Origin of the sequence: Actinosynnema pretiosum (genome assembly GCF_024171695.1) — a bacterium.
Taxonomy (GTDB): Bacteria; Actinomycetota; Actinomycetes; order Mycobacteriales; family Pseudonocardiaceae; genus Actinosynnema; species Actinosynnema pretiosum.
The window spans coordinates 437,176-462,073 of record NZ_JAMTCF010000003.1; the positions used below are offsets into that span (position 1 = coordinate 437,176).

Consider the following 24,898-nt stretch of genomic DNA (forward strand, 5'->3'; position numbering starts at 1 on the left):
GCTGGCAAGAATGTTTTCTAGTGCGCTCATCGCGCTCCCATTGATTGGATTCCTGGCGGTCGGGTGCTCCAGCACCCAAAACGGCACGGCGGTTCCGGTGCAACCCGCGAATTCTGCGCCGACGTCCACCCAAGCGGTGTCGAACCGCCCGCAGGAGTTCAAGCTGGACGGGCTGGACCCGTGCAAGTCGCTCACCCCTGAGCAGTTGAACCAGCTCGGCATGAAGCCGGGTGAGCCGGGCGACCCTGAAATGGGGCGGTACAAGGACGTCGCGAACTGCGGCTACCTGTCTGTCGAGGGTGCCAAGCCAGCGGCCGGTTACGTGGTCGCCTTCATCACCGCTGACGGCTACCGGTCCTGGAACGGCGGGGGCAACCTCGACGTCACCCCCATCTCGGTCGTGGGGTACGACGGGCTGTCGATGAAGCTCAAGGGTGACCGGCCCCACTCCTGCACCGTCGTGGTGGACGTTGCGGATGAGCAACACCTGTACGTGAACTACCTCCCCATCGTGGACAAGGGCACGCAGGAATTGCTGTGCCAGAAGGCGACGACAGCAGCCGAGATGGTGCTCGCGACACTGCCGTCCTTGAACTGAGGAAGAGGGACGTGGCTGTTGAGACCCAGTGCGGCGACGTACACGTCCAGAAGGATGACAACAACGCGTTCGCGGGGATGATCGGCAAGACTCTGAGCAACACCGCAGGTCAGGGGCCTTGTGTCAGGTCGTTCTGGCGAACGGTGGAACCGCGACGTGCCCGGTCACGCCGAATCCGAGGCGGCAGCACGCTGGCGCGAAGCAGGGACTTCTGATCCAGCCTGCAGGAACCGCGGACGTCATCAACGCCAGCGTCGTCGAGGCGTGGAACAAGAACCTCGTCATCGACGACTCCTACGCCAACCGCATCCACCCCGACCGCCACCTGCAAGGTGTCGAACCGTCCGCGCGAGTTCAAACTCGACGGACTGGATCCCAGCAGGGTGCTCACCGCAGACCAGGCCGAGCAGTTGGGCGTGCCTGAATCGGAGCCGGGCGACCCCAAGCTGAGGCGGTTCGAGAACGTGCCGAACTGCTACTACTCGAGCCTCAGGGGCCCGTCGATCAGCTACACGATCGGCTTCAACAGCACGGCGGGCTACGAGGTGTGGAACAGCGGGGGCACCGTGGACGTCACCCCGATGGCGGTGAGCGGCTACGACGCGGTGTGGATCAAGCTCAAGGGGGACAAGCCGGACTCGTGCACCCTCGCCGTCGACGTCGCGGACGGTGAGCACCTCTACGTGAACTACATGCCCATCGGTGACAAGGGCACGCAGGAAGAGCTTTGCCGGAAGGCGACGGCGGCCACCGAGATGGCGCTCGCCACACTGCCGTCCTTGAGCTGAGGGGAAAGAGCACGGCCACGGAGGCGGTGGCGGGCGGGATCATCGTTCCGCCGTAGGGACGATCGGGATCTTGTGGCGGGGGCGCTCTCGACGGGGCTGGACCCGCAGGTCAGGGGTCGCACGCTGGGCCGTTCGGGCGAGCGGGGGAACCACGACGTGCCCGGCCGCGTCGAATCCCAGGCTCAGCTCAGGCCCGCGTTGGTAGCCTGCCAGTTGGGACCGTCCTGTTACCAACCGTGCCGGGGAGGGTGTGGTGGAGGAGAAATCCCTGCTGGGAGTGGCTGCGCTCGCTGGGGGTGCTGTCGGCGGCGCTGCTACCGCTTTCTTTGCCGCCAACAAGCGCCTTGGGGAGATCATGGACACCGCGGCTGGTGCGGGTTCGCAGAAGTTCGAAGTCAACAAGGACAACATCCTCAAAGCTGTGCAGATCATCAGCACTCAGCTGGACTCGCTCACGCGCAAGTTCGGCAGCAGCAAGTCCGGGCTCATGATCAGGGCTGTGGGTGATGCCGACCCCATCACGGTCAGCGTCGTCACCGCGTGGAACAACAACCTCGTTCTCGACGACGATTCGTACGCCAAGCGCGTCCAGCAGTACATCGAGAGCCTGAGCGATCTGCTGGACCAGTTGCGCGCGGCGGCCCAGGAGTACGGCTTCACCGAAGAGCAGATCAAGAGCCGGTTGGCCGGAGGTCAGAGTGCGTAGTGCCCGCGCCGCTCTCGTCGCGCTCCCCCTCATCGGACTCCTGGCAGCGGGGTGCACCACCGGGAAAACCGGATCCGCCACCCCCATCGGGCAGGGAGGCGCCACCGAGCAGACCTCGTCGCCTTCCAGCAGCGCCCAGGCGTCGACCCGCCCTGCGGTGCTCGAACTCGACGGTCTCGACCCGTGCAAGGCGTTCACCCCGGATCAGATGAAGCAGCTCGGAGTGGACAAGGCTTCCAAGGAAAGCTCGACGATCGGGCAGCTGACGGACGTCGCGTCCTGCCAGTACAGCCCCGACTTCGGCGACCCCTTCACCTACCTCGTCGGGTTCGTGACCAACGAGGGCTTCGAGAACTGGGACAAAGGGGTGACGGTGACCGCCGAACCGTCTGTGGTCCAGGGCTTCCCCGCGAAGCAGGTCACCTTCGTGGGCGACACGGAGGGGGATTCCTGTCTCGTCGTGGTCGACGTCGCGGACGGGCAGCACCTCTACATGAACTACCAGCCGATCGCGAAGCGCGATCCGGACCTGGCCGCGGTGTGCGCGCGGGCCACGCAGGCCGCCGGGTTCGTGCTGACCACGTTGCCTACCTTGAAGTGAGGGGGACGGATCATGAGCGGACAGACCGCAGTCGGTGACCACCGCGTTCAGGGCTACAGCAACGAGGCCCTCGCGGGCATGATCGACAACATCAAGAGCGGCAACATGGCACCGCTGTTTTCTGCGGCCTCCAGTGCCCTGCGCACGCTCGCGGAGGATCTCGACCAGACCGACGAGCTGCTGCGCAAGCAGTTGGAGGGTCTCACCGACTGGCAGGGCCTCGCTGGCGCGGGCGCGAACAAGGCTGTCACGGTCCAAGCCGAGGGCGCCGGCCAGGGCAGCGACGCCGGCCAGCAGAACTCCCAGGCCACCTCGTCCCAGGGCGACACCTACAGCAACACCCGCAACAACCTCCCCGAGTCCCAGACCCTCCGGGGCGCCACCGAGAACGGGTTCCTCGACAACGCCGCCGGGTTCTTCGGGTACGAGACCGACCACGCCGCCGAGGTCAAGGCCACCCAGGCCGCCCGCGAGACCGCCATTCGCGGGTTCGAGCAGTACCAGTCGGCGAGCCAGGACGCGCTCGGGCAGTACCAGTCCATGAACAAGCCCCCCACCTACGACGTCACCGCCGTCTCCAGCGCCGCCACCGCCATGCCCTCCGTCCAGCAGTTCTCCGGCACCCCCGGCGGCCTCGCCGTCGGCGGGTCCGCGCCCGGCGGGATGGTCGGGGCGCCCGGCTCCGTCGGCGGCGGCTCGGTCACCGGGTTCCCCGGTCTGCCCGGCGGCGGGCTCGTCGGCACGCCCGGCGGGGGTGGTGGTGGCGGGCTCTCGCCGCAGCTGCCCGGTGGTGGGTCGACCGGCATCGCGCCGGTGCTGCCCGGACTCGGCACGCCCGGTGGCAGCACCGGCGGCTCGCTGCTCGGCAAGCTGCCCGGCGGGTCCAACTTCGGGCTCGGGCTCGGCCTCGGGCTGGCGGGCGCCGCCGGGCTCGGGGTCGCCGCCAGCACCGCTCGCGGGGGGCAGGTCGTGCGCGGGGGCGCGGGTGGCGCCGGTGGCGCGGGCGCGCTCACCGGGGACGCCGCCAAGGCCGCCGGTGTCAAGAACTCCGGCCCGGTCACCGGCAAGTCCGCAGGCGTGTCCGCCACGATCGGCGCCATCGACGGCGACGAGCGCCTCGGGCGCGGCGGCGCGGCGGGCAGGGGCGCCCTCGCGGGCAAGGCCGGGGCGGCGTCGATGATGCAGCCCGCCGCCTCCGCCAAGGGCGGCCCCGACGAGGAGGACGGCGAGCACATCCGCAAGTACGGGGTGGACTCGGACGACGTCTTCGGCGACGAGCGCATGGTCGTGCAGTCCGTCATCGGCGACGAACCCGAGGCGAAGTGACCTCTCCCGGCACCGCGGTGCTGTCCACCCTGGAGTTCGACGTCGCCTGGGAAGCCGAGAAGCTCCCCAGGCGCAACGTCGCGCTCGACGTCCCCAGCCCCGGCATCACGCACACCGAGCGCGCCGAGCTCGTGCGCTCGGCGTGGCAGTCGCTGGAGCAGCGCGACCTCGCGTCCCGGCAGCGGATCAGCCCCGAGCTGGCCGACGCGTTCTCGCTGCTGGCCAACCCGCAGGCCTGCGTGGACATCTGGATCTGGGTCGACGGCCGCAAGATCAAGGGCCTCGCCGCGTCCGCCGGGGACGACGCGGTGCTGGGCGTGGTCGACGGCGACGAGGTGTGGCTGATCCCGTCCCGCGCGACCGCGCTGGCCGAGGTGGCGGTGTCGGTGGCGGGCGAGATGCCCGCCGGGCGCGGGCGCTCCATCAGCCTGCCCAACGACGTGCTCCGCACCGCCTCCACCAAGGCGGGCCCGAGCGCCGAGCGGCTCATCACCGAGCTGGAGCGGCAGGGCGTGCCGCTGCACGAGGCGCAGGAGCTGGCCGCCATGTGCGACGGCATGGGCACGCGCGGCCAGTTCGGCGCCGAGCGGGCCGCCAAGCGCGGCGAGCCCACCACCAGGGCCAAGCGCGTCGTCGCCTGGCACGACACCCCGTCCGGCCGCTACCTGCACCTGGTGCGCCCCAGCTCGGACGGCCGCGACTGGAGCACGATCACCCCGATCGACAACACCCGGCTCGCGGCCTGCGTCTGGGAGCTCCTCCAGGAGGTGTGACCGGTCCCGAGGCCGCCCCCGCACCCGCGCGGGCGGCCTCGGGACCCGTCGCGTGGAACCCCGCCCCACCCCGCCGCGTCCTCCGTCGTGTCGATCGACCCCGCGGTGACCGCGACAACGCTCGAAGCCCCGGCCTTCCTGGCCGCCTGGCGGCACCTGGACCTCGGCGCGATGCCGCTGGTCCTGCACGTGCCGGGGCCCGCGGCCCCCTGGGCCGACCTGGTCGCGAACGGCCTGGCGGGCGCCACCGCCCTCGACCCGTGGCTGGCCGACGCCTGCGCGCTGCTCGCCGCCCCACCCCGCTCGGTCGACCTGCGCCTGGGCTACGGCAGCGCCGCCGTGCGCGCCCTCGCCGCCCCGTCCGGCCCCGGCGCGCTCCGCGCCGTCCTCGCGCACCACGCGGTCACCCTCGCCGAGCTGCCCTCCCCCGACCTGCCCGCCGCGCTGGTCGACCTGATCCCCGCGCACGCGGGCGGCCGGATCGGCGCCCCCGACCTGAGCGGCCGGATCGGGGCCGCCGCGCTCGACGCGGACGGCCGCAGGCGCCGCGCCGCCGACGTCGTCGACTTCCACGGCCCCGTCCACGCCGACGTGCTCCTCGCCCGCGCGACCGCGCTGCTCGGCGGCCTCGCGTAGGTTGTCGCCATGCCCGGTGCCTCCGCCCGATCGGACGTCCCCCCGTTCCGCGTGATGGAGGTGCTGTCCGCCGCCGCCGAGCGGCAGCGCGCCAAGGGGGACGTGGTCTCCCTCGCCGCGGGCCAACCGTCGGGGCGCGCGCCGGGCCCGGTGCTGGAGGCCGCGCGCCGCGCCCTGGTCGAGCAGCCCCTCGGCTACACCGAGCAGCTGGGCATCCCGGAGCTGCGCGAGGCCATCGCGGGCCACTACGACCACGAGCACGGCCTGGCCGTCTCCCCGGACGACGTCGTCGTCACCACCGGCTCCTCGGGCGCGTTCCTGCTGGCGTTCCTGGCCGCGTTCGACCCCGGCGACCGGGTCGCGCTGGCCCGCCCCGGCTACCCCGCCTACCGCAACATCCTGCGCGCCCTCGGCTGCGAGGTCGTGGAGCTCCAGTGCGGCCCGGACACCCGGTTCCAGCCCACGGTCGACATGCTGGAGGGCCTGGACCTCAAGGGCCTGGTGCTGGCCAGCCCCGCCAACCCCACCGGCACGGTGCTGGCCGCGCCGGAGCTGGCCGCCCTCACCGGCTGGTGCGCCGAGCGCGGCGTGCGGCTGGTCAGCGACGAGATCTACCACGGCATCAGCTTCGGCGCGCCGCTCAGCTCGGCCTGGGAGACCTCCCGCGACGCGGTCGTGGTGAACTCGTTCTCCAAGGCGTTCGCGATGACCGGCTGGCGCCTGGGCTGGGCGCTCATGCCGCCGGACCTGCGGGCCGCCGCCGACCGGCTGACCGGCAACTTCACCCTGTGCCCGCCCGCGCTGCCGCAGCACGCCGCCGTCGCCGCGTTCACCCCCGAGTCCCGCGCCGAGATGGCCGGACTGGTCGAGGGCTACCGCGTCAACCGCGACCTGCTGCTCAAGGGCCTGGCCGACCTGGGCATCACCAGGGTGGCCCCGGCGGACGGCGCGTTCTACGCCTACGCCGACGTCAGCCACCTCACCGACGACTCGACGGCGTTCTGCCGCAGGCTGCTCGACGACACGGGCGTGGCGATCGTGCCCGGCGCGGACTTCGACCCCGTGCTCGGCCACGAGCACGTGCGCTTCTCGTTCGCCTCGTCCCGCGCGGACGTCGAGGAGGCGCTGCGCCGGATCGGGGACTGGCTGGAACCCCAGGGCCCGCCCGCGCGTTGAACGGACATGCTCAGGATCATCGCGGTGCTGCTGGCCCTCTGGCTGGTGCTCGCCGTGCTCGGCGCCCTGCTCAAGGGCGTGTTCTGGCTCGTGCTGATCGGCGGCACGGTCTTCCTCGGCCTCACCGCCTACGGGGCGATCAAGTCCAGGACCAGGTAGCGCGCCGCGCCAAAACGCGCTGACCTGCGGAAACGAGGTTCCGCAGGTCCTCGTCCGCGCCTGCGGGCAGACCGGGCGCGCCCAGCCGCGCGCCTACAGCACGCCCAGCCGCGCCAACTGCTCGCGGGCGTCGGCCACCCCGCGCCACAGCAGCCCCGACATCCCGGCCGCCACCGCGCCGTCCACGTTGACCTGCCGGTCGTCCAGGAACACGCAGTCCCCCGGCTCCGCGCCGAGCCGCTCCGCGAGCAGCCGCCACACCTCCGGGTCCGGCTTGATCACGCCCAGGTCCCCGGAGAACACCAGGTGCCGGAAGTGCCCGGTCCACGCCTGCCGCTCCACGGCCCGCCCGAACGAGGACGCCGCGTTGGACAGCAGCGCCAGCGGCGCCCCGGCCGAGGCCAGCTCCCCGATCAGCGCCACGCTCTCCTCCGACGGCCGCATCCACCCGGCCCGGTCCACCTCGGCCAGCCGACCGGCCAGCTCCGGACCCACGGCCACGCCGAGGTCGGCCCCCACGCGCGCCCAGTACTCGTCGTCGGGCAGCCCCCGGTCGTAGGCGTCCCGGTGCCGCCAGTACGCCTCGCCGACGTCCGCGACGCCGAGCAGCGCGGCGAGCCGGGGCAGCTCCTCGCTCGGGTGGCTGATGACCTCGCCGTAGTCGAACACGATCCAGCGCACGGCGTCAGCTCGCCGAGGAGATGCGGCGCAGGGCCTCGGCGATGGCCTCGGCGCCCGCGTCGCGGTGGGTCACGAACCGGACCTTGCCCGACATCGTGCTGGCGTGCACCCCCAGGTGGCGCAGGCCGCTGAGGGTCACCTCCAGGTCGGGCACCTCGGCGAGCACGATGTTGGTCTCCGGCTCCACCACGTCCCAGCCCAGCTCGACCAGCCCGTCCGCGAGCGCCTTCGCGTTCACGTGGTCGGCCTCCAGGTCGTCGATCCGGTCCAGCCCGATCAGACCGGCGGCGGCCAGCACGCCGCCCTGCCGAACCCCGCCGCCGAGCATCTTGCGCAGCCGCCGCGCCTCTTGCACGAACGTGGTGGTCCCGGCGACCACCGACCCGACCGGCGCGCCCAGCCCCTTGCTCAGGCACACCTGCACGGTGTCCACGCCCACGGTCAGCGCCGCCGGGGGCAGCCCCAGCCGCACCGCCGCGTTCCACAGCCGCGCCCCGTCCAGGTGCACCCGCAGTCCGATGTCGCGGGCCGCCGACACCAGCAGCGCGTGCTCGTCCGGCGGCGTCACGGTCCCGCCCGCCGCGTTGTGCGTGTTCTCCAGGCACAGCAGCCGCGAGGTCAGCGCGTAGTAGGGACCGGGCGCTCCGGCGGCGGCGCGCACCGACTCGGCCGTGACCCGTCCGGGGGCGACATCCCACTCCAACGGGTGGGGCATCCCACCCGCGAGCCACGCGGCGGTGCCGAGCTCGGCGTCCAGCACGTGCGCCCCGCGCGCGGCCAGGAACCGGTCACCCCGCCGCAGGTGCGCCATCAGCGCGATCAGGTTCCCCATGGACCCGGACGGCACCCACAGCGCCGCGTCCACGCCGAGCAGGTCCGCGACCCGCTCCTCCAGTCTGCGCATCGTCGGGTCCTGGTCGAGCACGTCGTCGCCCACTTCGGCGGCCGACATGGCCAGGCGCATCTTCTCGTCGGGCTGCGTCACGGTGTCCGACCGGAGGTCGATCGGTGCGAGCTGGGTCACGAAAGGATCACATCACACCGGGCAAGCCCTGTCCCGACGGCCTCCGCCGTACCACGATGGAGGTGACGCACGTCTCCCGGAGGAGTCGTGCAACCACCAGGTGCCCCGGTTCCGTCCGGTAGGTGCAAGCACGACGAGCGGAGAGCGTCCGCGTGGACCAGCACGACGAGCAGGAGTTCGCGGAGTACTTCGCGGCTCGCCGGGAGGCCGTGCGCCGAACGGCGTTCCTGCTGTGCGGTGACTGGCACCGGGCGGACGACCTCGCCCAGACCGCGTTCGTCGCGCTGCACCGCAAGTGGCGCAAGATCAGGGACAAGGGCGCGCTCGACGCCTACGTCCGCCGCTGCGTGGTGCGCGCGGTGATCGACGAGTCCCGGCGGCCCTGGCGGCGGGAGCGGTTCGTGGACTCGGTCCCCGAGCAGCCCTCCACCGACGAGGTCGCCGAGTCGGTGGTCACCAGGGAGGCGCTCGTCGCGGGGCTCAAGCGGGTGCCGCCGAGGCAGCGGGCGGTGCTCGTGCTGCGGTTCCTGGAGGGCCTGGACGTCACGGCCGCCGCCGAGGCGCTGGGCTGCACCGAGGGCACCGTCAAGAGCCAGACCGCGCGGGGCCTCGCGGCGCTGCGCGAAGCGCTGGGCGACGCGCTCGACGACCTGAGGTCGGCGTCCTGAACGGGAGCGGCATGAACGGGAACGGGAGGTGGGGGTAGTGGACGAGCGGAAGCTCGCGGAGGCGTTCCGCGACGCGGCGGACGGAGCCCCGGCGCCCGCGTTCGACCTGGACTCGGTGCGCTCGGCGTCCAAGCGGGCCACCCTGCGCAGGCGCTCCGCGCTCGCCGCCGGGTCGACGCTGGCCGTCGTGCTGCTCGCGGGCGGCGTCGCGGCGGGCGGGCTGCTGCCCGCAGGCGGTCCCGAGCAGGCCTCGTCGGCGCTGGAGAGCCAGGCGCCCGCGACCCTGGACATGGAGGCCGCCACCGCCGAACCGCGCGTGCTGGGCACCGAGGACGGCCCGCGCGGCGAACCGGGGGAGCCCACCGGCGGCCCACCCCCCAAGAGCATCCCCGTGGACCCGCCCGAGCAGGGGGACGAGCCCTCGGGGAGCGCCGGTCCGACGACCGGTGGCACCCCCAGCGGGTGCGAAGCGGCCGACCGGGAGCTCGCTGTCGCCCTCGCAGGCGAACTCCCGGTCGCCCGCGACCTCGTGCCCACCGGCGTCACCGGCTGCCCGGTGGGCGCGCGCGGCGCGAGCTACCTGGTCAGGGCGGGCTCCGACTACGCGACGGTGTCCGTCGTGCTGGTCCCCGCCGGGGTGGGCGCGACCCTGGCCACCGACCTGCGCCGCGAGGCCGTGGCCAGCACCGCCTCCGGGCAGACCGTCCACGTCCTCAGCGAGCCCGCCGCGGGCGCCACCACCACCCCCTACGCCGCCGACCTGCCCCGGCTGGCCCGCGCGATCGCGGCCGGGCGGTGAACCGGCGGGCCGGGCGCGTCCGACCCGCGCCCCACCTCCGGGTACCTTCCCCCGAATGACCGCCGCCGCGACACCCAAGGGCGTCCGCCGCCGCCAGGCGCTGGTGGAGGCCGCCGCGGAGCTGCTCGTGGAGGGCGGGTTCGCCGCGCTGCGCCACCGGGCCGTCGCCGAGCGCGCCGGTCTGCCGCTCGCCTCCACCACCTACTACTTCGACTCGATCGACGACCTCGTCACCGCCGCGCTGGAGCACCACGGCGACCTGGAGCTGGCGCGCGGCAAGGCCAGGCTCGCCGAGCTCGACCCCGACGACTGCGGCGGCGAGACCGTCACCGACCTCGTCCTGGAGCTCCTGCTCGGCCCGCCGGGCGGCGACCAGGACGCCGAGGCCGTCGTGCTGCGCTACGAGCGCCTCATCGCCACCGGCCGCCGACCCTACCTGCGCCCGCTCATGCACCGGCAGAAGAGCGCGCTGCACGACCTCATCCTCGACATCTTCGTCCGATCGGGCAGGCGGATCGGGCCCGAGCGCGTCGAGGAGCTGATCGCCCTCGTCGACGGCGCGGTCGTCAACGCCCTCATCGAGGTGAACCCGGACCCCAGGGGCGTCGCCAGGAAGATGCTCTCCCGCGCCCTGCAACCCCGCTGACCTCCCGCGCGTGTAGTTCGAGGGGAGGGGCGGAAGGGGTCTTCTGATGGGCAAGGCGGACGAGCAGGCGTTCCGCGACTTCGCCGAGCGGCAGGCGGGCGCGCTGCGGCGCACCGCCTACCTGTTCTGCGGCGACTGGCACACGGCCGAGGACCTGATGCAGGCCACCCTGCTCAAGCTCTACCAGGCCTGGCACCGGGTGGAGTGGCGCGACAACGCCAACGCCTACGCCCGCAAGGTCCTGCTGCGCACCTGGCTGGACGAGCGGCGCAGACCGTGGCGCAGGGCGGAGCAGCGGGACGGGGAGCTGCCGGAGGTCGCGGACGCCGGAGCCGACCCGGACCTGGCGGGGGAGCGGTTGTGGGCGAGGGACCTGGTGCACGCGGGCCTGCTGCGCGTGCCGCCGAGACAGCGGGCGGTTCTCGTGCTGAGGTACTTCGAGGACCTGCCGGTGAGCGAGGTGGCCGTCGCGATGGGGTGCACCGAGGGGACGGTCAAGAGCCAGACGGCTCGTGGACTGGTCGCGCTGCGCGCGGCCGTGGAAGCGTTGGAAGGGCGGGTGGTTGCGTCATGAGCGAGGCTGAACTGCGGGAGGGGATGCTCGCCGCGCTGGGCGACGAGCCCCCGCTGGACTTCGACGCCGACGCGCTGATCAGGAAGGGCAGGCAGCGGCGCAAGCGCAGGCGCGCGCTGGCCGCCGTCGGCACGACCACGGCGCTGCTGCTGGTGACGGCGCTGTCGGTGCCGCTGGTGGTCGACAAGCTGCGCTCCGGCGCGGTGGACTCGGCCGGGTCGGGCCCGATCACGATCACCGGGGAGCAGTCCCCCGCGTCCGCCGAGCCCGACCCCGCCGAGGTGACGAGGGCCACGGGCAAGCCGACGCTGGAGAGCTCCGAGTCGGGCTGGGTCTACCACTACCTGCACGACATCTACCCCAACTACGGGGATCTGACGCTCGGCGACACCCGGCTCGTCGCGAACACCTTCCACGAGAAGGGCGACGACGAGGGCTCGCTCAGCTACGTCGTCCGCTACACCAGGAACGGCGCCAACGGGGTGCTGCGCGTCGAGGTCGGCGGCAGGGACTCGGGACTGCGCTCCCTGTGCCCGGACAAGTCGTACTGCCACTCCGAGGAGCAGCAGCCGGACGGCAGCAGCCTCCAGGTGGCCAGCCACCCCGGTGGCGTGGAGGAGCCCGGCGGGCTGGAGTTCGTCCACCAGCGGTTGGACGGCCGCGTCGTGCGCGTCGTCAGCTACTACGCCGACCCGGCCGCTCCCGACGTGCAGCTCGACCTGGACAACTACCAGGCCGCGCGGGGCATCGCCACGGACGCGAACCTCAAGACCAGCGTGGACTGACTATCCTGACCGCGTGAGCAAGCCCCGCATCTCGAACGTCCTCGCAGGCCGCTACGCGTCAGCGGACCTGGTCCGGCTCTGGTCGGCCGAGCACAAGATCGTCCTGGAACGGCAGCTGTGGCTGGCCGTGCTCCGGGCGCAGGCCGAGCTGGGCGTCGAGGTGCCCGAGGGCGCCGTCGCCGACTACGAGCGCGTGCTGGAGCAGGTCGACCTGGCCTCCATCGCCGACCGCGAGCGCGTGACCAGGCACGACGTGAAGGCCCGCATCGAGGAGTTCAACGCCCTCGCCGGCCACGAGCACGTGCACAAGGGCATGACCTCGCGCGACCTCACCGAGAACGTCGAGCAGCTCCAGGTGCTGCGCTCCCTGGAGCACGTCCGGGGCCGGGTGGCCGCCGTGCTGGCGCGCCTGGCCGGGCTCGCCGCCGAGCACACCGGCCTGGTCATGGCGGGCCGCTCGCACAACGTGGCCGCGCAGGCCACCACCCTCGGCAAGCGCTTCGCCACCGCCGCCGACGAGCTGCTGGTCGCGTTCCAGCGGGTCGACGAGCTGATCGCCCGCTACCCGCTGCGCGGCGTGAAGGGCCCGGTCGGCACCGCGCAGGACATGCTCGACCTGCTCGGCGGCGACCGCGCGCGGCTCGCCGAGCTGGAGAGCGCCGTCGCCGGGCACCTCGGGTTCGAGCGGCTGTTCACCAGCGTCGGCCAGGTCTACCCGCGCTCGCTCGACTTCGACGTGCTCTCCAGCCTCGTGCAGGTGGCCGCCGCCCCGTCGTCGCTGGCCAAGACCATCCGGCTGATGGCGGGCCACGAGCTGGTCACCGAGGGCTTCAAGCCCGGCCAGGTCGGCTCCAGCGCCATGCCGCACAAGATGAACACCCGCTCGTGCGAGCGCGTCAACGGCCTGGCCGTGGTGCTGCGCGGCTACCTGTCCATGGTGGGCGAGCTGGCGGGCGACCAGTGGAACGAGGGCGACGTGTCGTGCTCGGTGGTGCGCCGGGTCGCGCTGCCTGACGCGTTCTTCGCGCTGGACGGCCTGCTGGAGACGTTCCTGACCGTGCTGGACGAGTTCGGCGCCTACCCGGCGGTGGTGCAGCGCGAGCTGGACCGCTACCTGCCGTTCCTGGCCACCACGAAGGTGCTGATGGCGTCGGTGCGCGCGGGCGTCGGCCGGGAGAGGGCCCACGAGGCGATCAAGGAGAACGCGGTCGCGGTCGCGCTGGCCATGCGCGAGCAGGGGCTGGCCGAGAACGACCTGCTTGACCGGCTGGCCGCCGACGAGCGGGTCCCGCTGGACCGGGCCGGGCTGGACGCGCTGCTGGCCGACCGGCTCTCGTTCACCGGGGTGGCCGAGGAGCAGGTGGCCAAGGTCGCCGAGGCGGTGGCCGCGCTGCTGGAGAAGCACCCCGGCGCCGCCGACTACGCGCCCGCGCCGATCCTCTGAGCGCCTGACCGCCCGAGCGGTCGCACGACCTGACACCGCCCGGCCGGGGACCTCTCCCCGGTCGAGCGGTCCCGCGCTCAGCCCTCCCAGCGCAGCCAGCCGCGCGGACCGGCCTGGCACACCAGCCTGCGGCCGGTCGGGTCCACCGCCGTCGTCCCGACCTCCGCGCACGGGAACCCGCCCAGCGCGATCTGGTCGTACCGCCGGGTGTCCTCGCGCGCGCTGGTCGTCGTCGTGGGCGCGGGCGCGCTCGCGGGCGGTGGCGCCGTCGTGGTCGGCGCGGGCGGTGGCGGAGGGGCGGTCGTGCCCGCCACCGTCGGCCTCGCCGTGGTCGGCGCGGGCCGCACCGAGATGTCCACCTGCGGCACCAGCACCGTCGTCGGCGCGGGCTTGGCCGTCGTCGTGGTCGCGGCGGGCGTCGGCGCGGGCGCGGCCTGCGGCGAACCGCAGGCGGTGAGCAGCGCGAGCAGCGCGGCCCCGGTCAGCGCCGAGGCGCGCGCGAGTGCTCTCCGGTCCACCACGACGAGCAGACTAGGGGCGGCGGACCGCTGCTCCAAGCGGCGTATCCCGATCGGTCTAACGGCGGCGTGTCGCGCCGGAGCGCGGGGCGCGCTCCCCGGCGCGACCCACCGCCCGCGCTACAACCGCCCCGCGTCCACGATCCGCCGCAGGAACAACCGGGTCCGCTCGTGCTCCGGCTCGCCGAGCACCTGCGCGGGCGGCCCCGACTCCAGCAGCCTGCCCCCGTCCAGGAAGCACACCCGGTCGGCGACCTGCCTGGCGAAGCCCATCTCGTGCGTGGCCATCAGGATCGTCGTGCCCTGCGCCGCCAGCTCCCGCACCAGCCCCAGCACCTCGCCCACCAGCTCCGGGTCCAGCGCGCTGGTGATCTCGTCCAGCAGCAGCAACCTCGGCCCGTGCGCCAGCGCCCTGGCGATCGCCACCCGCTGCTGCTGCCCGCCCGACAACCGGTCCGGGTAGGACCCCGCCCGGTCGGCCAGCCCGACCCGCGCCAGCAGCTCGCGGGCGCGCTCCTCGGCCTGCGCGCGCGGCGCGCCGTGCACCACCCGCGACGCGAGCGTCACGTTGTCCAGCACCGACATGTGCGGGAACAGGTTGTAGGCCTGGAACACCACGCCCATCCGCCGCCGCGCCACGTCCGCGTCGACCCTCGGGTCGGAGACGTCCTCGCCGTCGAGCAGCACCTGCCCGTCGTCCAGGTCCTCCAGCAGGTTCGCGCAGCGCAGCAGCGTCGACTTGCCCGAGCCGGACGAGCCGATCAGCGTCACGACCTCGTGCTCGGCCACGTCCAGGTCGATCCCGTCGAGCACCCGGCGCCCGCCGTACTCCTTCACCACGTTCCGCAGCCCCAGCACGGGCTGCCCGGCCACCGGCCCGCTCATCGCGCCCCCTGCCGCTCGGCCGCCCGCCGCGCCACCGCGTCGGCCAGCCGCCCCGACGGGATCGCCAGCAGCACGAACAGCAGCGCCGCGACCACGTACGGGGTGAAGTTGAACGTCTTGGCCTGCACGATCTGCGCCGCCCGCACCGCGTCCACCGCGCCGAGCACCGAGATCAGCCCGCAGTCCTTCTGCAGCGCCACGAAGTCGTTGAGCAGCGCGGGCGTCACCCGCCGCACCGCCTGCGGCAGCACCACCAGCCGCAGCGTCCTGCGGTGGTCCAGCCCCAGCGAGCGGGCCGCCGCGATCTGCGACGGGTGGATCGACTCGATGCCCGCGCGGAACACCTCGGCCACGTACGCGCTGTAGGTCAGCACCAGCGCGATCCCGCCCAGCACCACCGGGTCCGTCGGCACCCCGCCCAGCCGCAGCGCGGGCAGCCCGAACCCGACCAGGTACAGCAGGATGATCAGCGGCAGCCCCCGGAACAGGTCCACGTACCCGGTGGCCAGCGCCCGCAGCGGGAACCACACCGGCCCGCGCAGCGTGCGCAGCCCGGCCAGCAGCACCGCCAGCACCAGCACGCACGCCGCGCACACCAGCAGCACGCGCAGGTTCAGCCACAGCCCGTCCAGCACGGCGGGCAGCGCGTCCCACGCCACCTCCGAGTCGAAGAACGACGCCTTCACCCTGGGCCAGCCGGGCGCCCCGGTCACCGTGAACCAGGCCGCCGCGGCGAACACCAGGGTCGACACCAGCGCCACGGCCGTGGACCGGCGGGCCCGCGAGCGCCGGTAGGCCAGCCGCTCCCGGTGCAGCTCGCTGACCGGGAGCGGCGCCCGCGCCGCGGAACCGCTCACTTCAGGACGGGCGCGGAGCCCGAAGCGGACATCCACTCCTGCTCGAGGGCGGCCAGGACGCCCCTGGAGCGCAGCGCCTCGACCGCCTGGGACACGCAGTTCGTCAGCGGGCTGCCCTTGTCCAGCACGGCGCCGAACTGCTCCGGCTTGCCGTCACCCGCGGGGATCTGCCCGACGATCTTCGCGTCCTCCAGCTCGGCGGAGGTGACGTAGAGCGCGGTCTGCAGGTCGAGCACCAGCGCCTGCACCTGGCCCGCCCGCAGCGCGGCCTTGGCGTCGTCGTTGGTGTTGTAGACCGACACCTCCTGCGACGGCTGGAGCCGCTCCGCCGCGTCGTAGCTGGTCGTGCCGACCTGCGCGCCGATCTTCACGCCGCGCAGCGCCTCCAGCGACGTCACCGCCGCCGCGGGCGAGTCCTGGAGCGCGATCACGGCCTGCGCCACGTCGTAGTAGGGCGCGGACATGTCGACGGACTGCTTGCGCTCGTCGGTGATCGAGAACTGGTTCAGGTCGAGGTCGAAGGTCTTCGGGCCGGGCTGGACGGCCGCGTTGAACTGCACCCGCACCCACTCGACGTCGGCCTTGGCGTAGCCCAGCTCCTCGGCCAGCGCGTAGGCCACGGCGGACTCGAAGCCCTTGCCGCTGGCCGGGTCGTCGTCGACGAACCACGGCGCGTAGGCGGGCTGGTCGGTGCCCAGGGTCAGCTTGCCCGAGGTCAGCGTCGGCAGCGCCCCCTTCTCGCAGGAGGCGGCGGACGCGGAGCCCGACGGCGCGGAGGAGGTCTCGTCGACGGGGGCGCACGCGGAGGCGGCGGCGATCGCGGCGGCGGCGATCAGCAGGGCGGGGGAGCGCATGGCGGTCATCATCCCCCGTACCGGGCGGATCGCTCACCTGCTGGGACAAGTACGCTGCTCCGCGTGCCGCAGCTCGCCGACTACCCCGTGATCGCCACCGGCAAGGTCCGCTCGGTCCACGCCGTGGACGACGAACTCCTGCTGTTCGTCGCGTCCGACCGGATCTCCGCCTACGACCACGTCCTGAGCACGCCCATCCCAGACAAGGGCCGGGTGCTCACGGCGATGAGCGTCTTCTGGTTCGACAAGCTCGCCGACCTGGCGCCCAACCACCTCGTCGCCTGGGACGACCCGCGCATCCCGGCCGAGGTCAGGGGCCGGGCGCTGCTGGTGAGGCGGCTGGACATGGTGCAGGTCGAGTGCGTCGCGCGCGGCTACCTCACCGGCTCCGGCATGGTCGAGTACCGGGAGACCGGGTCGGTGTGCGGCGTCCCGCTGCCCGAGGGCCTGGTCGAGGCGTCCGAACTGGCCGAGCCGATCTTCACGCCCGCGACCAAGGCCGAGATCGGCGCGCACGACGAGAACGTGAGCTTCGAGCACGTCGAGTCGGTGGTCGGCGGCGCGCTGGCCGAGGAGCTGCGCGCGCGGACCCTCCAGGTGTACTCGGCGGCCCGCGAGCACGCGCGCGACCGGGGCGTGGTCCTGGCCGACACCAAGTTCGAGTTCGGCGTCGACCGGTCCGGGACGCTGGTGCTGGCCGACGAGGTGCTCACCCCGGACTCGTCCCGCTACTGGCCCGCCGACTCCTACCAGGCAGGCCGGGTGCAGCCCTCGTTCGACAAGCAGTACGTGCGCGACTGGCTGACCTCGGCCGAGTCCGGCTGGGACCGCAAGTCGGACGCGCCGCCGCCCGCGCTGCCCGCCGAGGTCGTGGCCGCGACCCGCGCCCGGTACGTCGAGGCGTACGAGCGGATCACCGGGCTGTCCTTCGCGGACTGGCCCTCGGCCTGATCCTCCCCCTCTGAGCGCTCCGGCGCGGTCCCGATCTCCCGTGGACCGCGCCGGAGCTGCTCCCGGCCGCCTCCCCCCCGGTTTTCGCGGAATCCGCATCCCGCCTTCACCCCGCCGTGGCGCGCGGTACACGCCCGTGCGGCGCACTGGTGGGCATGGTCGCGCGCCTGGTGGTGTCGCTGTCGGGGATCGGCTCCGCACCGGTGGGGCCGAGCTCGGAACTGGCCGGTGAGCTGGGTCGCCGGGGTGTTCCGCTGTCGTTGTTGCTCGCGCCCGCGCACGTCCGGCGGGGCGAGGCGCTGGACTGGGTGCGGTCGCGGCTGGACGGGGGCGACGCGCTCGTGCAGCACGGGTTCGACCACCGCGACGACCCGTTCGCGCTGCGCAGGCGCGCCGAGTTCGCGGTGCTGCCCGCGCACGAGGCCGGGCTGCGGCTGGTGGCCGCCCGCGCCGCGTTCGCCCGCCACGGCCTGGCCACCGACGTGTTCGCGCCGCCGTCCTGGGTGGTCTCGCCCGGCGCGCTCCTCGCGCTGGCCAGGCACCGGTTCGCGGTGTGCGCCGACCTCGCGGGCGTGCGGGACCTGCGCACCGACCGGTACGTGGAGAGCCGGGTGCGCGGTGGTGGCCCCAAGGGGCTGGCCGCCGCGCTGCGCCGGGGCGGGGTGGTGCGGATCGGCGTCGACGCGGCCGACCTGCCGGGGCTGCGCGGCGCGGTGCTCGGCGCCGTGGACGTCGTGCTGGCCCACGGCGCCGACCCGACGACCTACGCCGACCTGGTGACCGGGTCAGACCTCGGTCGGCTCACCCGGCGCTAGCACCACCACGGACGTCCCGGCGGGGGCCGTGGACGTGAGCACGGTGTGGTGCAGGGTCGGGTCCGCGAGCACGGCCTGGTGGATCGGCACCGCGACGCGCGGGGCGATCGCGGCCAGGAAGTCGGCCGCCTCGGACAGCTTCAGCCACGGCGCGGCGGCGGGCAGGCCCAGCACGTCCACGGGCTCGCCGGGCGGGGCGAGCGAGTCGCCGGGGTGGTAGAAGCCGTCGACCAGGTAGCCGACGTTCGGCGGCAGCGGGATCGCGGGGTGGATCGCCTCGTGCGGCGCGGCCAGCACCCGCACGCGCGCGCTCCCCAGCTCCAGCTCGGCGCCCGGTTCGGCGGTGATCGCGCCCAGGTCCGGGTGCTGCTCGGCGGAACCGGGGTCGAGCACCAGGGTCGCGCCGGGGTTGGCCGCGAGCAGCGCGGGCAGCCGCGCCGGGTCGAGGTGGTCGGGGTGCTGGTGGGTGACCAGCACCGCGTCCAGCCCGGTGAGCTGCTCGAACCCGGTCGAGTAGGCACCGGGGTCGAACAGCAGGCGAGCCCCGCCCGCCTCCACGAGCAGGCAGGACTGGCCGAAGTGGGTGATCCTCACGCGGTTCTCCTAGGTCGGGTGCCTCCGGTCCCGTTCTACCCCGGTCACCCCAGCTCGGCGAGCAGCGCCTGCTCGGTGGCGGCGTCCAGCCCGGCCCGGCGCGACCGGTCGAGCCCGAGCTCCCGCTCGTGCGCCAGCGCGTCCACCGCCGTCTCGGACACCGGCCGCACCCGCAGGCCCGCTTCGAGCGCGGGCCGGGGGTTGCGGAACATCATCGCCTCGTACCCCTCGGGCAGCCACAGCGGCAGCGAGCGCGGCCCGGCCCACGGCTGCACGCCGTGCCGGTCGAGCAGGTCCACCGGCGCCCGGACCAGCTCGGTCCCCGACGGCGCCACCGCGCCCGCGATCTCGCCGAGCAGCAGGCTCAGCGGCTCGGCCGGGCCGACCCCGTCGCAGGTGCCGGTGATCCGCTGCTCGGCCGCGTCCACGACCCAGGCGGCGAGGTCGCGCACGTCCACGTGCTGCGCTGGCTGCTCGGGCGCGTCGGGCACGACCACCCGGCCGCCCAGGGACATCCGGGCGGGCCAGTAGCCGAACCGGTCGCTGAGGTCGCCGGGCCCGGTGATCAGGCCCGCGCGCACGACGAACGCCCGGTCCTCCAGCGCGTCCCGCACGGCGTTCTCGGCTGCGACCTTCAACGCCCCGTACCGCTCGGGCGTGACGGGCGCGTCCGGGTCGTCCTCGACCGGCTCCAGCAGCTCGGTGCTCGTGGACGACGACGGGTCGGCGTAGACGGACCCGGTGGAGACGAACGTCCAGTGCCCGGCGCCCTCCCCGAGCACCCGCAGCGCCTCCCGCACCCACCCGACGGACCGCGCGACGTCCACCACCGCGTCGAACCGCTCGCCGTCCAGCGCGCCGAGCCCGTCGGCCCGGTCGACGACGACGAGCGAAGCCCCGTCCGGCACACCCCCGGACGCCCCGCGCGCCGCGCACACCACCTCGTGCCGCCGCCGCACGGCTTCGGCCGCGACCGCGCGACCGAGGAACACCGTCCCCCCGAGCACCAGTACTCGCATGCCCTCCACCCTGCTCGCACCCGAGCCGCGCGGGCCAGCGACTCCGCCGATGGCGAACGGACGAACACACGTTCGGGTGGGCTTGGTCGAGGGCTCACCCGAACGTGCCGATGGATCTACGGTGAGCTTGCACGCCTTTGTCGACGAGAGCCGTCGGCGCGACACCTACCTCCTCGCCGCGGCCTTGGTCGAGCCGGAGAAGTTGAAGAAGCAGCGGACGGCCCTGCGCGGACTCCTCATGCCGGGGCAGCGGGAACTGCACTTCAAGAAGGAGACCCCACAACGCCGCAGGCAACTGCTCTCCCGGCTGGTCGAGTGCGGTGCGCGGGCCGACGTCTACCTCGCCACCTGCGACCGGGGGGAGGAGCGCGCGAGGCGGACCTGCCTGACGCGGCTGACCGACGACCTGCTCGACGTGGGAGGGACGCGGCTCCTGCTGGACTCCCGCCAGGTGCGGGACGAGCACGACCTGCTGACGATCCGCCTCGCGCTGGGCAAGCGCGCCAGGGACACCGGGTTGGTCTACGAGCACCTGGACAGCACGAGCGATCCGCTGCTGTGGGTCGCGGACATCGTGGCGTGGTGCCACGGCGCGGGCGGGGAGTGGGCGACGCGGGTCAGGCCGATCATCGGGTCGGTCGTCGACCTCAAGAACCCCTAGAAAGCGCGAAGCACGGCCGCCGACCGTCCGGACGGGGACCGTGCTCACTTCCTCGGCTTACGGGCCGAAGCTGCTACCAGAGTAGCAAGTCGAAAGCTTTCCAAGCAGCCCTTTCCAGCCCCACGATCAGGTGAACCTGTGCCCCACGCCACCTGTGAACTCGATGAACACCCAGCTCAGGTACGGTTGCGCGGTACCGCACGCCCTCCATCAGGGAGCAGCCTGTCGTGGCCCGAGTCGTCGTCGACGTCATGCCGAAGCCCGAGATCCTCGACCCGCAAGGACAGGCGGTGGCCAACGCGCTGCCCCGTCTCGGGTTCGAGGGCGTCACCAGTGTCCGCCAGGGCAAGCACTTCGAGCTGGAGGTCGCCGACGACGTCGACGACGCCACGCTCGCCAAGATCGCCGAGACCTTCCTGGCGAACCCCGTGATCGAGGACTGGGTCGTCCGGCGGGTCGAGGCATGAGGGTCGGCGTCATCACCTTCCCCGGCACGCTCGACGACGTCGACGCGGCCCGCGCGGTCACCTACGCGGGCGGGGAGGCGGTCAGCCTCTGGCACGCCGACGCCGACCTCAAGGGCGTCGACGCGGTCATCGTGCCCGGTGGCTTCTCCTACGGGGACTACCTGCGCTGCGGCGCGATCGCCCGGTTCGCCCCGGTCATGCAGGAGGTCGTCACCGCCGCCAAGGGCGGGATGCCGGTCCTGGGCATCTGCAACGGCTTCCAGATCCTCTGCGAGGCGCACCTGCTCCCCGGCGCGCTGACCCGCAACGACAAGCTGCACTTCGTGTGCCGCGACCAGTGGCTCAAGGTGGAGAACACCTCGACCGCCTGGACCACCCGCTACGACGACGGCGCCGAGATCCTCGTGCCGCTCAAGTCCGGCGAGGGCGGCTACCAGGCCGACCAGGCCACCCTGGACGAGCTGGAGGGCGAGGGCCGCGTGGTGTTCCGCTACGTCGGCGACAACCCCAACGGCTCCCGCAACAACATCGCGGGCATCACCAGCGCGAACGGTCGCGTGGTCGGCCTCATGCCGCACCCCGAGCACGCCATCGACGCGCTCACCGGCCCCACGGACGACGGACTGGGCATGTTCTTCTCCCTGATCGACTCGGCGGTGAAGGCGTGACCGACACCGTCGACACCGCGCTCGCGACCCCCGACCAGGACCAGCCCTACAAGGAGCTGGGCCTCAAGGACGACGAGTACGCCCGCATCAAGGAGATCCTGGGCCGCAGGCCCACGGACGCCGAGCTGGCGATGTACTCGGTCATGTGGAGCGAGCACTGCTCCTACAAGTCGTCCAAGGTGCACCTGAAGTACTTCGGCGAGACCACCACGGACGAGATGCGCTCGAAGATGCTCGCGGGCATCGGCGAGAACGCCGGCGTCGTCGACATCGGCGACGGCTGGGCCATCACGTTCAAGGCGGAGAGCCACAACCACCCGTCCTACGTGGAGCCCTACCAGGGCGCCGCGACCGGCGTGGGCGGCATCGTGCGCGACATCCTCGCGATGGGCGCCCGCCCGCTGGCCGTGATGGACCCGCTGCGCTTCGGCGCGCCCGACGCGGAGGACACCCGCCGCGTCGTGCACGGGATCGTCGCGGGCGTCGGCGGCTACGGCAACTGCCTCGGCCTGCCGAACATCGGCGGCGAGGTCGTGTTCGACGAGTCCTACCAGGGCAACCCGCTGCTGAACGCGCTGTGCGTCGGCGCGATGCGCGTGGAGGACCTGCACCTGGCGCACGCGTCCGGCGCGGGCAACAAGATCATCCTGTTCGGCGCGCGCACCGGCCTCGACGGCATCGGCGGCGTGTCCGTGCTGGCGAGCGAGACGTTCGACGACTCGGCGGGCAAGCGCAAGAAGCTGCCCGCCGTGCAGGTCGGCGACCCGTTCACCGAGAAGGTCCTGATCGAGTGCTGCCTGGAGCTGTTCGCCGAGCGCATCGTCGTCGGCATCCAGGACCTCGGCGGCGCGGGCCTGTCCTGCGCGACCTCCGAGCTGGCCTCGGCCGGTGACGGCGGGATGCACGTCTACCTGGACCGCGTCCCGCTGCGCGCCACCGGCATGACGCCCGCCGAGGTGCTCTCCAGCGAGTCGCAGGAGCGCATGTGCGCGGTCGTGCGGCCCGAGGACGTCGACGCCTTCATGGCCGTCTGCGCCAAGTGGGACGTCATCGCCACCGAGATCGGCGAGGTCACCGACGGGGACCGCCTGGTCATCACCTGGAACGACGAGGTCGTGGTGGACGTCCCGCCGCGCACCGTCGCGCACGAGGGCCCGGTCTACAACCGGCCGATCGAGCGCCCGGCCGACCAGGACGAGCTCCAGGCGAACACGCCCGACTCGCTGCCCCGCCCGACCAGGGGCGAGCTGCTGGAGCTGGTCAAGAGCCAGGCCGCGTCGCCGAACCTGGCGTCGAAGCGCTGGATCACCCAGCAGTACGACCGCTACGTGCGCGGCGGCACGGTGCTCGCCCAGCCCTCCGACTCCGGCATGATCCGGATCGACGAGAGCACGAACCGGGGCGTGGCGCTGTCCACCGACTGCAACGGCCGCTACACCAAGCTCGACCCGTACGCGGGCGCGCAGCTGGCGCTGGCCGAGGCCTACCGCAACGTCGCCGCCTCCGGCGCGACCCCGGTCGCGGTCACCAACTGCCTGAACTTCGGCTCGCCCGAGGACCCGGCGGTGATGTGGCAGTTCGAGCAGGCCGTGAAGGGCCTCGCGGACGGCTGCGCCGAGCTGGGCATCCCGGTGACCGGCGGCAACGTCAGCTTCTACAACCAGACCGGCTCCACGGCGATCCTGCCGACGCCGGTCGTGGGCGTGCTCGGCGTCATCGACGACGTCCGCCGCCGCATCCCCACCGGGATCGGCGCGGAGGCGGGCGAGACGCTGCTGCTGCTCGGCGACACCCGTCCCGAGTTCGGCGGCTCCGAGTGGGCGCACGTCGTGCACGGGCACCTGGGCGGCCTGCCGCCGAAGGTGGACCTGGCGCGCGAGAAGCTGCTCGGCGAGGTGCTGGTCGCCGGTTCCCGCGACGGCATGGTGTCGGCCGCGCACGACCTGGCCGAGGGCGGCCTGGCGCAGGCGCTGGTCGAGACCTGCCTGATCGGCGAGACCGGCGCGCGCGTCTTCCTGGGCGAGGACGAGTTCACCGACCTGTTCAGCGAGTCCGCCGGTCGCGTGCTGGTGGCCGTGCCGCGCTCCGAGGAGCTGCGGTTCACCGACATGTGCACCGCGCGCGGCCTGCCGTGGCGCAAGGTCGGCGTGGTGGACCCGGAGTCGGAGTCCATCGAGTTCCAGGGCCTCGGCGAGCTGGGCCTGGCCGAGCTGCGCGAGGCGTGGGAGGGCACCCTCCCGGCGCTGTTCGACTGATCGGACGATGCGAGCGGGGCCCGTCGGACTCGGTGTCCGGCGGGCCCCGCTCGCGTTGTCGGGGCGTCAGCCGCTCGCGAGCGCCTGGAGCCGGTCGTACCCGCCGTTGAACTCGTTCTGGTCGATCGGCGACGACGAGTACTGCCACATCGTGTAGACGCCCCACCCGCGCGGCAGCGTCCCGACGGTGGAGGCGTACCGCGCCACCCACAGCGGGTTGGTGCCGCCGAAGTCCCCGCTCACGCACTGGTTCCACCAGCTCGTGGACGTGTAGATCACCGGGTAGACCCCGGTCCTGGACCGGTAGGTGTCGCTGAAGTCCTTGATCCAGGCGGTCATCGCGGACGGGGAGAGCCCGTAGCAGGTGCTGCCGTACGGGTTGTACTCCATGTCCAGCGCGCCGGGCAGCGTCCGCCCGTCCCTGGACCACCCGCCGCCGTTGCTCGCGAAGTGGTTGGCCTGCGCGGCGCCGCTGGAGTTCGCGGGCAGCGCGAAGTGGTAGGAGCCCCGGATCATGCCGACGTTGTAGGAACCGTTGTACTGCTGCGCGAAGTAGGGGTTCTTGTAGGTGGTGCCCTCGGTGGCCTTGACGTAGGCGAAGCGCCGCCCGGCGTTCCACTGCCCGCCCCAGTCCACGTTGCCCTGGTGGCTGCTGACGTCGATGCCGTAGACGGCCGCGGCGGCGGACGGCCCGCGCGGCGCGGCGCGCTGCCCCGGACCGCCCTCGTGCCTGGCGATCTGGGACCCCATCGCGTGGTCGCCCTCGGGCAGGGCCGACGCCGGTGACGCCGAAGTGGACAGTGCGGCGGCGGCGCAGGCGAGCGCGGTGACCGCGCGTCGGACGAGTGGCCTCATCGTTCGACTCCTCGTGGTCGAGCCTGCAGGGTTGACTCGACCGCAGTGTGCGACAGTTCCAACAAGATGACCAGACTGATTGTTAATAGGTCACGAAAACGGAGCAGCGCGCGCA

The 24,898-nt window shown here is 73.1% G+C and carries 30 protein-coding genes; 21 read left to right on the forward strand and 9 right to left on the reverse strand.

What is annotated here, in order from left to right:
• Positions 1–10: 10 nt before the first annotated feature.
• The 9 genes from LV78_RS08390 to LV78_RS08430 all read left to right on the forward strand — a co-directional run bounded on the left by LV78_RS08390 (position 11) and on the right by LV78_RS08430 (position 6,763).
• A complete protein-coding gene (locus LV78_RS08390; protein WP_253844343.1) occupies positions 11–598 on the forward strand; it encodes a DUF3558 domain-containing protein in 588 nt (195 codons plus the stop codon).
• 221 nt (positions 599–819) lie between these two features.
• Positions 820–1,386: a DUF3558 domain-containing protein gene (locus LV78_RS08395; RefSeq protein ID WP_253844345.1), complete on the forward strand. Its 567-nt coding sequence runs from the start codon at positions 820–822 to the stop codon at positions 1,384–1,386.
• A 253-nt stretch (positions 1,387–1,639) separates the two neighbouring features.
• The gene (locus LV78_RS08400) at positions 1,640–2,092 is read left to right on the forward strand and encodes a hypothetical protein (RefSeq protein WP_253844138.1); all 453 of its coding nucleotides are present in this window, start codon (positions 1,640–1,642) and stop codon (positions 2,090–2,092) included.
• Complete coding sequence (locus LV78_RS08405) at positions 2,085–2,693, forward strand: DUF3558 domain-containing protein (protein WP_253844139.1); 609 nt, start codon at positions 2,085–2,087, stop codon at positions 2,691–2,693. The genes LV78_RS08400 and LV78_RS08405 overlap by 8 nt, the downstream gene beginning before the upstream one ends.
• 12 nt (positions 2,694–2,705) lie before the next feature.
• On the forward strand, positions 2,706–4,019 hold the full coding sequence (locus LV78_RS08410) for a hypothetical protein (protein WP_253844140.1): 1,314 nt from the start codon (positions 2,706–2,708) through the stop codon (positions 4,017–4,019).
• Positions 4,016–4,792: an ESX secretion-associated protein EspG gene (locus tag LV78_RS08415; RefSeq protein ID WP_253844141.1), complete on the forward strand. Its 777-nt coding sequence runs from the start codon at positions 4,016–4,018 to the stop codon at positions 4,790–4,792. The genes LV78_RS08410 and LV78_RS08415 overlap by 4 nt, the downstream gene beginning before the upstream one ends.
• Before the next feature lie 87 nt (positions 4,793–4,879).
• Positions 4,880–5,428 carry an ESX secretion-associated protein EspG gene (locus LV78_RS08420; protein ID WP_253844142.1) on the forward strand — a complete coding sequence of 183 codons (549 nt, stop codon included), beginning with the start codon at positions 4,880–4,882 and terminating at the stop codon, positions 5,426–5,428.
• A gap of 9 nt (positions 5,429–5,437) precedes the next feature.
• Positions 5,438–6,604 carry a pyridoxal phosphate-dependent aminotransferase gene (locus LV78_RS08425; RefSeq protein ID WP_253844143.1) on the forward strand — a complete coding sequence of 389 codons (1,167 nt, stop codon included), beginning with the start codon at positions 5,438–5,440 and terminating at the stop codon, positions 6,602–6,604.
• 6 nt (positions 6,605–6,610) lie between these two features.
• Positions 6,611–6,763 (forward strand): hypothetical protein, encoded by a 153-nt coding sequence (locus tag LV78_RS08430; RefSeq protein WP_253844144.1) that lies wholly within the window; start codon positions 6,611–6,613, stop codon positions 6,761–6,763.
• Positions 6,764–6,856: 93 nt separating this feature from the next.
• Here the strand turns inward: LV78_RS08430 and LV78_RS08435 are convergent, their stop codons facing one another.
• Both LV78_RS08435 and LV78_RS08440 read right to left on the reverse strand, forming a co-directional pair.
• Positions 6,857–7,444 (reverse strand): HAD family hydrolase, encoded by a 588-nt coding sequence (locus tag LV78_RS08435; protein WP_253844145.1) that lies wholly within the window; start codon positions 7,442–7,444, stop codon positions 6,857–6,859.
• A 4-nt stretch (positions 7,445–7,448) separates the two neighbouring features.
• Complete coding sequence (locus LV78_RS08440) at positions 7,449–8,468, reverse strand: threonine aldolase family protein (RefSeq protein ID WP_253844146.1); 1,020 nt, start codon at positions 8,466–8,468, stop codon at positions 7,449–7,451.
• Between the two features lie 152 nt (positions 8,469–8,620).
• On the opposite strand from LV78_RS08440, the gene LV78_RS08445 reads away from it, so the two are divergent.
• From LV78_RS08445 to purB, 6 genes are read left to right on the forward strand one after another with little or no spacing between them, the layout of a single operon-like run.
• On the forward strand, positions 8,621–9,136 hold the full coding sequence (locus tag LV78_RS08445) for a SigE family RNA polymerase sigma factor (protein WP_253844348.1): 516 nt from the start codon (positions 8,621–8,623) through the stop codon (positions 9,134–9,136).
• Between the two features lie 37 nt (positions 9,137–9,173).
• On the forward strand, positions 9,174–9,935 hold the full coding sequence (locus LV78_RS08450; protein WP_253844147.1) for a fumarate hydratase C-terminal domain-containing protein: 762 nt from the start codon (positions 9,174–9,176) through the stop codon (positions 9,933–9,935).
• 55 nt (positions 9,936–9,990) lie between these two features.
• Entirely contained in the window at positions 9,991–10,581 is a 591-nt protein-coding gene (locus LV78_RS08455) for a TetR/AcrR family transcriptional regulator (RefSeq protein WP_253844148.1), read from the forward strand.
• A 46-nt stretch (positions 10,582–10,627) separates the two neighbouring features.
• On the forward strand, positions 10,628–11,155 hold the full coding sequence (locus LV78_RS08460) for an RNA polymerase sigma factor (protein WP_253844149.1): 528 nt from the start codon (positions 10,628–10,630) through the stop codon (positions 11,153–11,155).
• Positions 11,152–11,940 (forward strand): hypothetical protein, encoded by a 789-nt coding sequence (locus LV78_RS08465; protein ID WP_253844150.1) that lies wholly within the window; start codon positions 11,152–11,154, stop codon positions 11,938–11,940. Before LV78_RS08460 ends, LV78_RS08465 begins: the two co-directional genes overlap by 4 nt.
• 13 nt (positions 11,941–11,953) lie before the next feature.
• Positions 11,954–13,384: an adenylosuccinate lyase gene (purB, locus tag LV78_RS08470; RefSeq protein ID WP_253844151.1), complete on the forward strand. Its 1,431-nt coding sequence runs from the start codon at positions 11,954–11,956 to the stop codon at positions 13,382–13,384.
• A 77-nt stretch (positions 13,385–13,461) separates the two neighbouring features.
• On the opposite strand, the gene LV78_RS08475 is transcribed toward purB, so the two are convergent.
• The 4 genes from LV78_RS08475 to LV78_RS08490 all read right to left on the reverse strand — a co-directional run bounded on the left by LV78_RS08475 (position 13,462) and on the right by LV78_RS08490 (position 16,498).
• A complete protein-coding gene (locus LV78_RS08475) occupies positions 13,462–13,905 on the reverse strand; it encodes a hypothetical protein (protein ID WP_253844152.1) in 444 nt (147 codons plus the stop codon).
• Positions 13,906–14,022: 117 nt separating this feature from the next.
• Positions 14,023–14,787 carry an amino acid ABC transporter ATP-binding protein gene (locus LV78_RS08480; RefSeq protein ID WP_253844153.1) on the reverse strand — a complete coding sequence of 255 codons (765 nt, stop codon included), beginning with the start codon at positions 14,785–14,787 and terminating at the stop codon, positions 14,023–14,025.
• On the reverse strand, positions 14,784–15,644 hold the full coding sequence (locus tag LV78_RS08485; protein WP_015805557.1) for an amino acid ABC transporter permease: 861 nt from the start codon (positions 15,642–15,644) through the stop codon (positions 14,784–14,786). Before LV78_RS08485 ends, LV78_RS08480 begins: the two co-directional genes overlap by 4 nt.
• A complete protein-coding gene (locus LV78_RS08490) occupies positions 15,641–16,498 on the reverse strand; it encodes an ABC transporter substrate-binding protein (RefSeq protein ID WP_015805556.1) in 858 nt (285 codons plus the stop codon). Before LV78_RS08490 ends, LV78_RS08485 begins: the two co-directional genes overlap by 4 nt.
• A 63-nt stretch (positions 16,499–16,561) precedes the next feature.
• Here LV78_RS08490 and LV78_RS08495 point away from each other — a divergent pair, with 63 nt between their 5' ends.
• The gene (locus LV78_RS08495) at positions 16,562–17,449 is read left to right on the forward strand and encodes a phosphoribosylaminoimidazolesuccinocarboxamide synthase (protein WP_253844154.1); all 888 of its coding nucleotides are present in this window, start codon (positions 16,562–16,564) and stop codon (positions 17,447–17,449) included.
• A gap of 155 nt (positions 17,450–17,604) precedes the next feature.
• Positions 17,605–18,264, forward strand: a complete 660-nt coding sequence (locus LV78_RS08500) for a DUF2334 domain-containing protein (RefSeq protein ID WP_253844155.1) — start codon at positions 17,605–17,607, stop codon at positions 18,262–18,264.
• Here the strand turns inward: LV78_RS08500 and LV78_RS08505 are convergent.
• On the reverse strand, positions 18,235–18,858 hold the full coding sequence (locus LV78_RS08505) for an MBL fold metallo-hydrolase (RefSeq protein WP_253844156.1): 624 nt from the start codon (positions 18,856–18,858) through the stop codon (positions 18,235–18,237). The two genes, LV78_RS08500 and LV78_RS08505, sit on opposite strands and share 30 nt — an antisense overlap.
• Before the next feature lie 44 nt (positions 18,859–18,902).
• A complete protein-coding gene (locus LV78_RS08510) occupies positions 18,903–19,877 on the reverse strand; it encodes an NAD-dependent epimerase/dehydratase family protein (RefSeq protein ID WP_253844157.1) in 975 nt (324 codons plus the stop codon).
• A 121-nt stretch (positions 19,878–19,998) separates the two neighbouring features.
• Between LV78_RS08510 and LV78_RS08515 the strand changes: the two genes are divergently transcribed.
• From LV78_RS08515 to purL, 4 genes are all read left to right on the forward strand, one after another.
• Positions 19,999–20,538 carry a DUF3800 domain-containing protein gene (locus LV78_RS08515; RefSeq protein ID WP_253844158.1) on the forward strand — a complete coding sequence of 180 codons (540 nt, stop codon included), beginning with the start codon at positions 19,999–20,001 and terminating at the stop codon, positions 20,536–20,538.
• A 227-nt stretch (positions 20,539–20,765) separates the two neighbouring features.
• Entirely contained in the window at positions 20,766–21,005 is a 240-nt protein-coding gene (purS, locus tag LV78_RS08520) for a phosphoribosylformylglycinamidine synthase subunit PurS (RefSeq protein ID WP_015805550.1), read from the forward strand.
• Positions 21,002–21,673, forward strand: coding sequence for a phosphoribosylformylglycinamidine synthase subunit PurQ (gene purQ, locus LV78_RS08525; RefSeq protein WP_253844159.1), 672 nt, complete (start codon positions 21,002–21,004; stop codon positions 21,671–21,673). Before purS ends, purQ begins: the two co-directional genes overlap by 4 nt.
• Positions 21,670–23,928 (forward strand): phosphoribosylformylglycinamidine synthase subunit PurL, encoded by a 2,259-nt coding sequence (purL, locus tag LV78_RS08530; protein WP_253844160.1) that lies wholly within the window; start codon positions 21,670–21,672, stop codon positions 23,926–23,928. The genes purQ and purL overlap by 4 nt, the downstream gene beginning before the upstream one ends.
• 66 nt (positions 23,929–23,994) lie before the next feature.
• Here purL and LV78_RS08535 read toward each other — a convergent pair whose 3' ends face one another.
• Complete coding sequence (locus tag LV78_RS08535) at positions 23,995–24,783, reverse strand: lysozyme (protein WP_253844161.1); 789 nt, start codon at positions 24,781–24,783, stop codon at positions 23,995–23,997.
• Between the last annotated feature and the right edge of the window lie 115 nt (positions 24,784–24,898).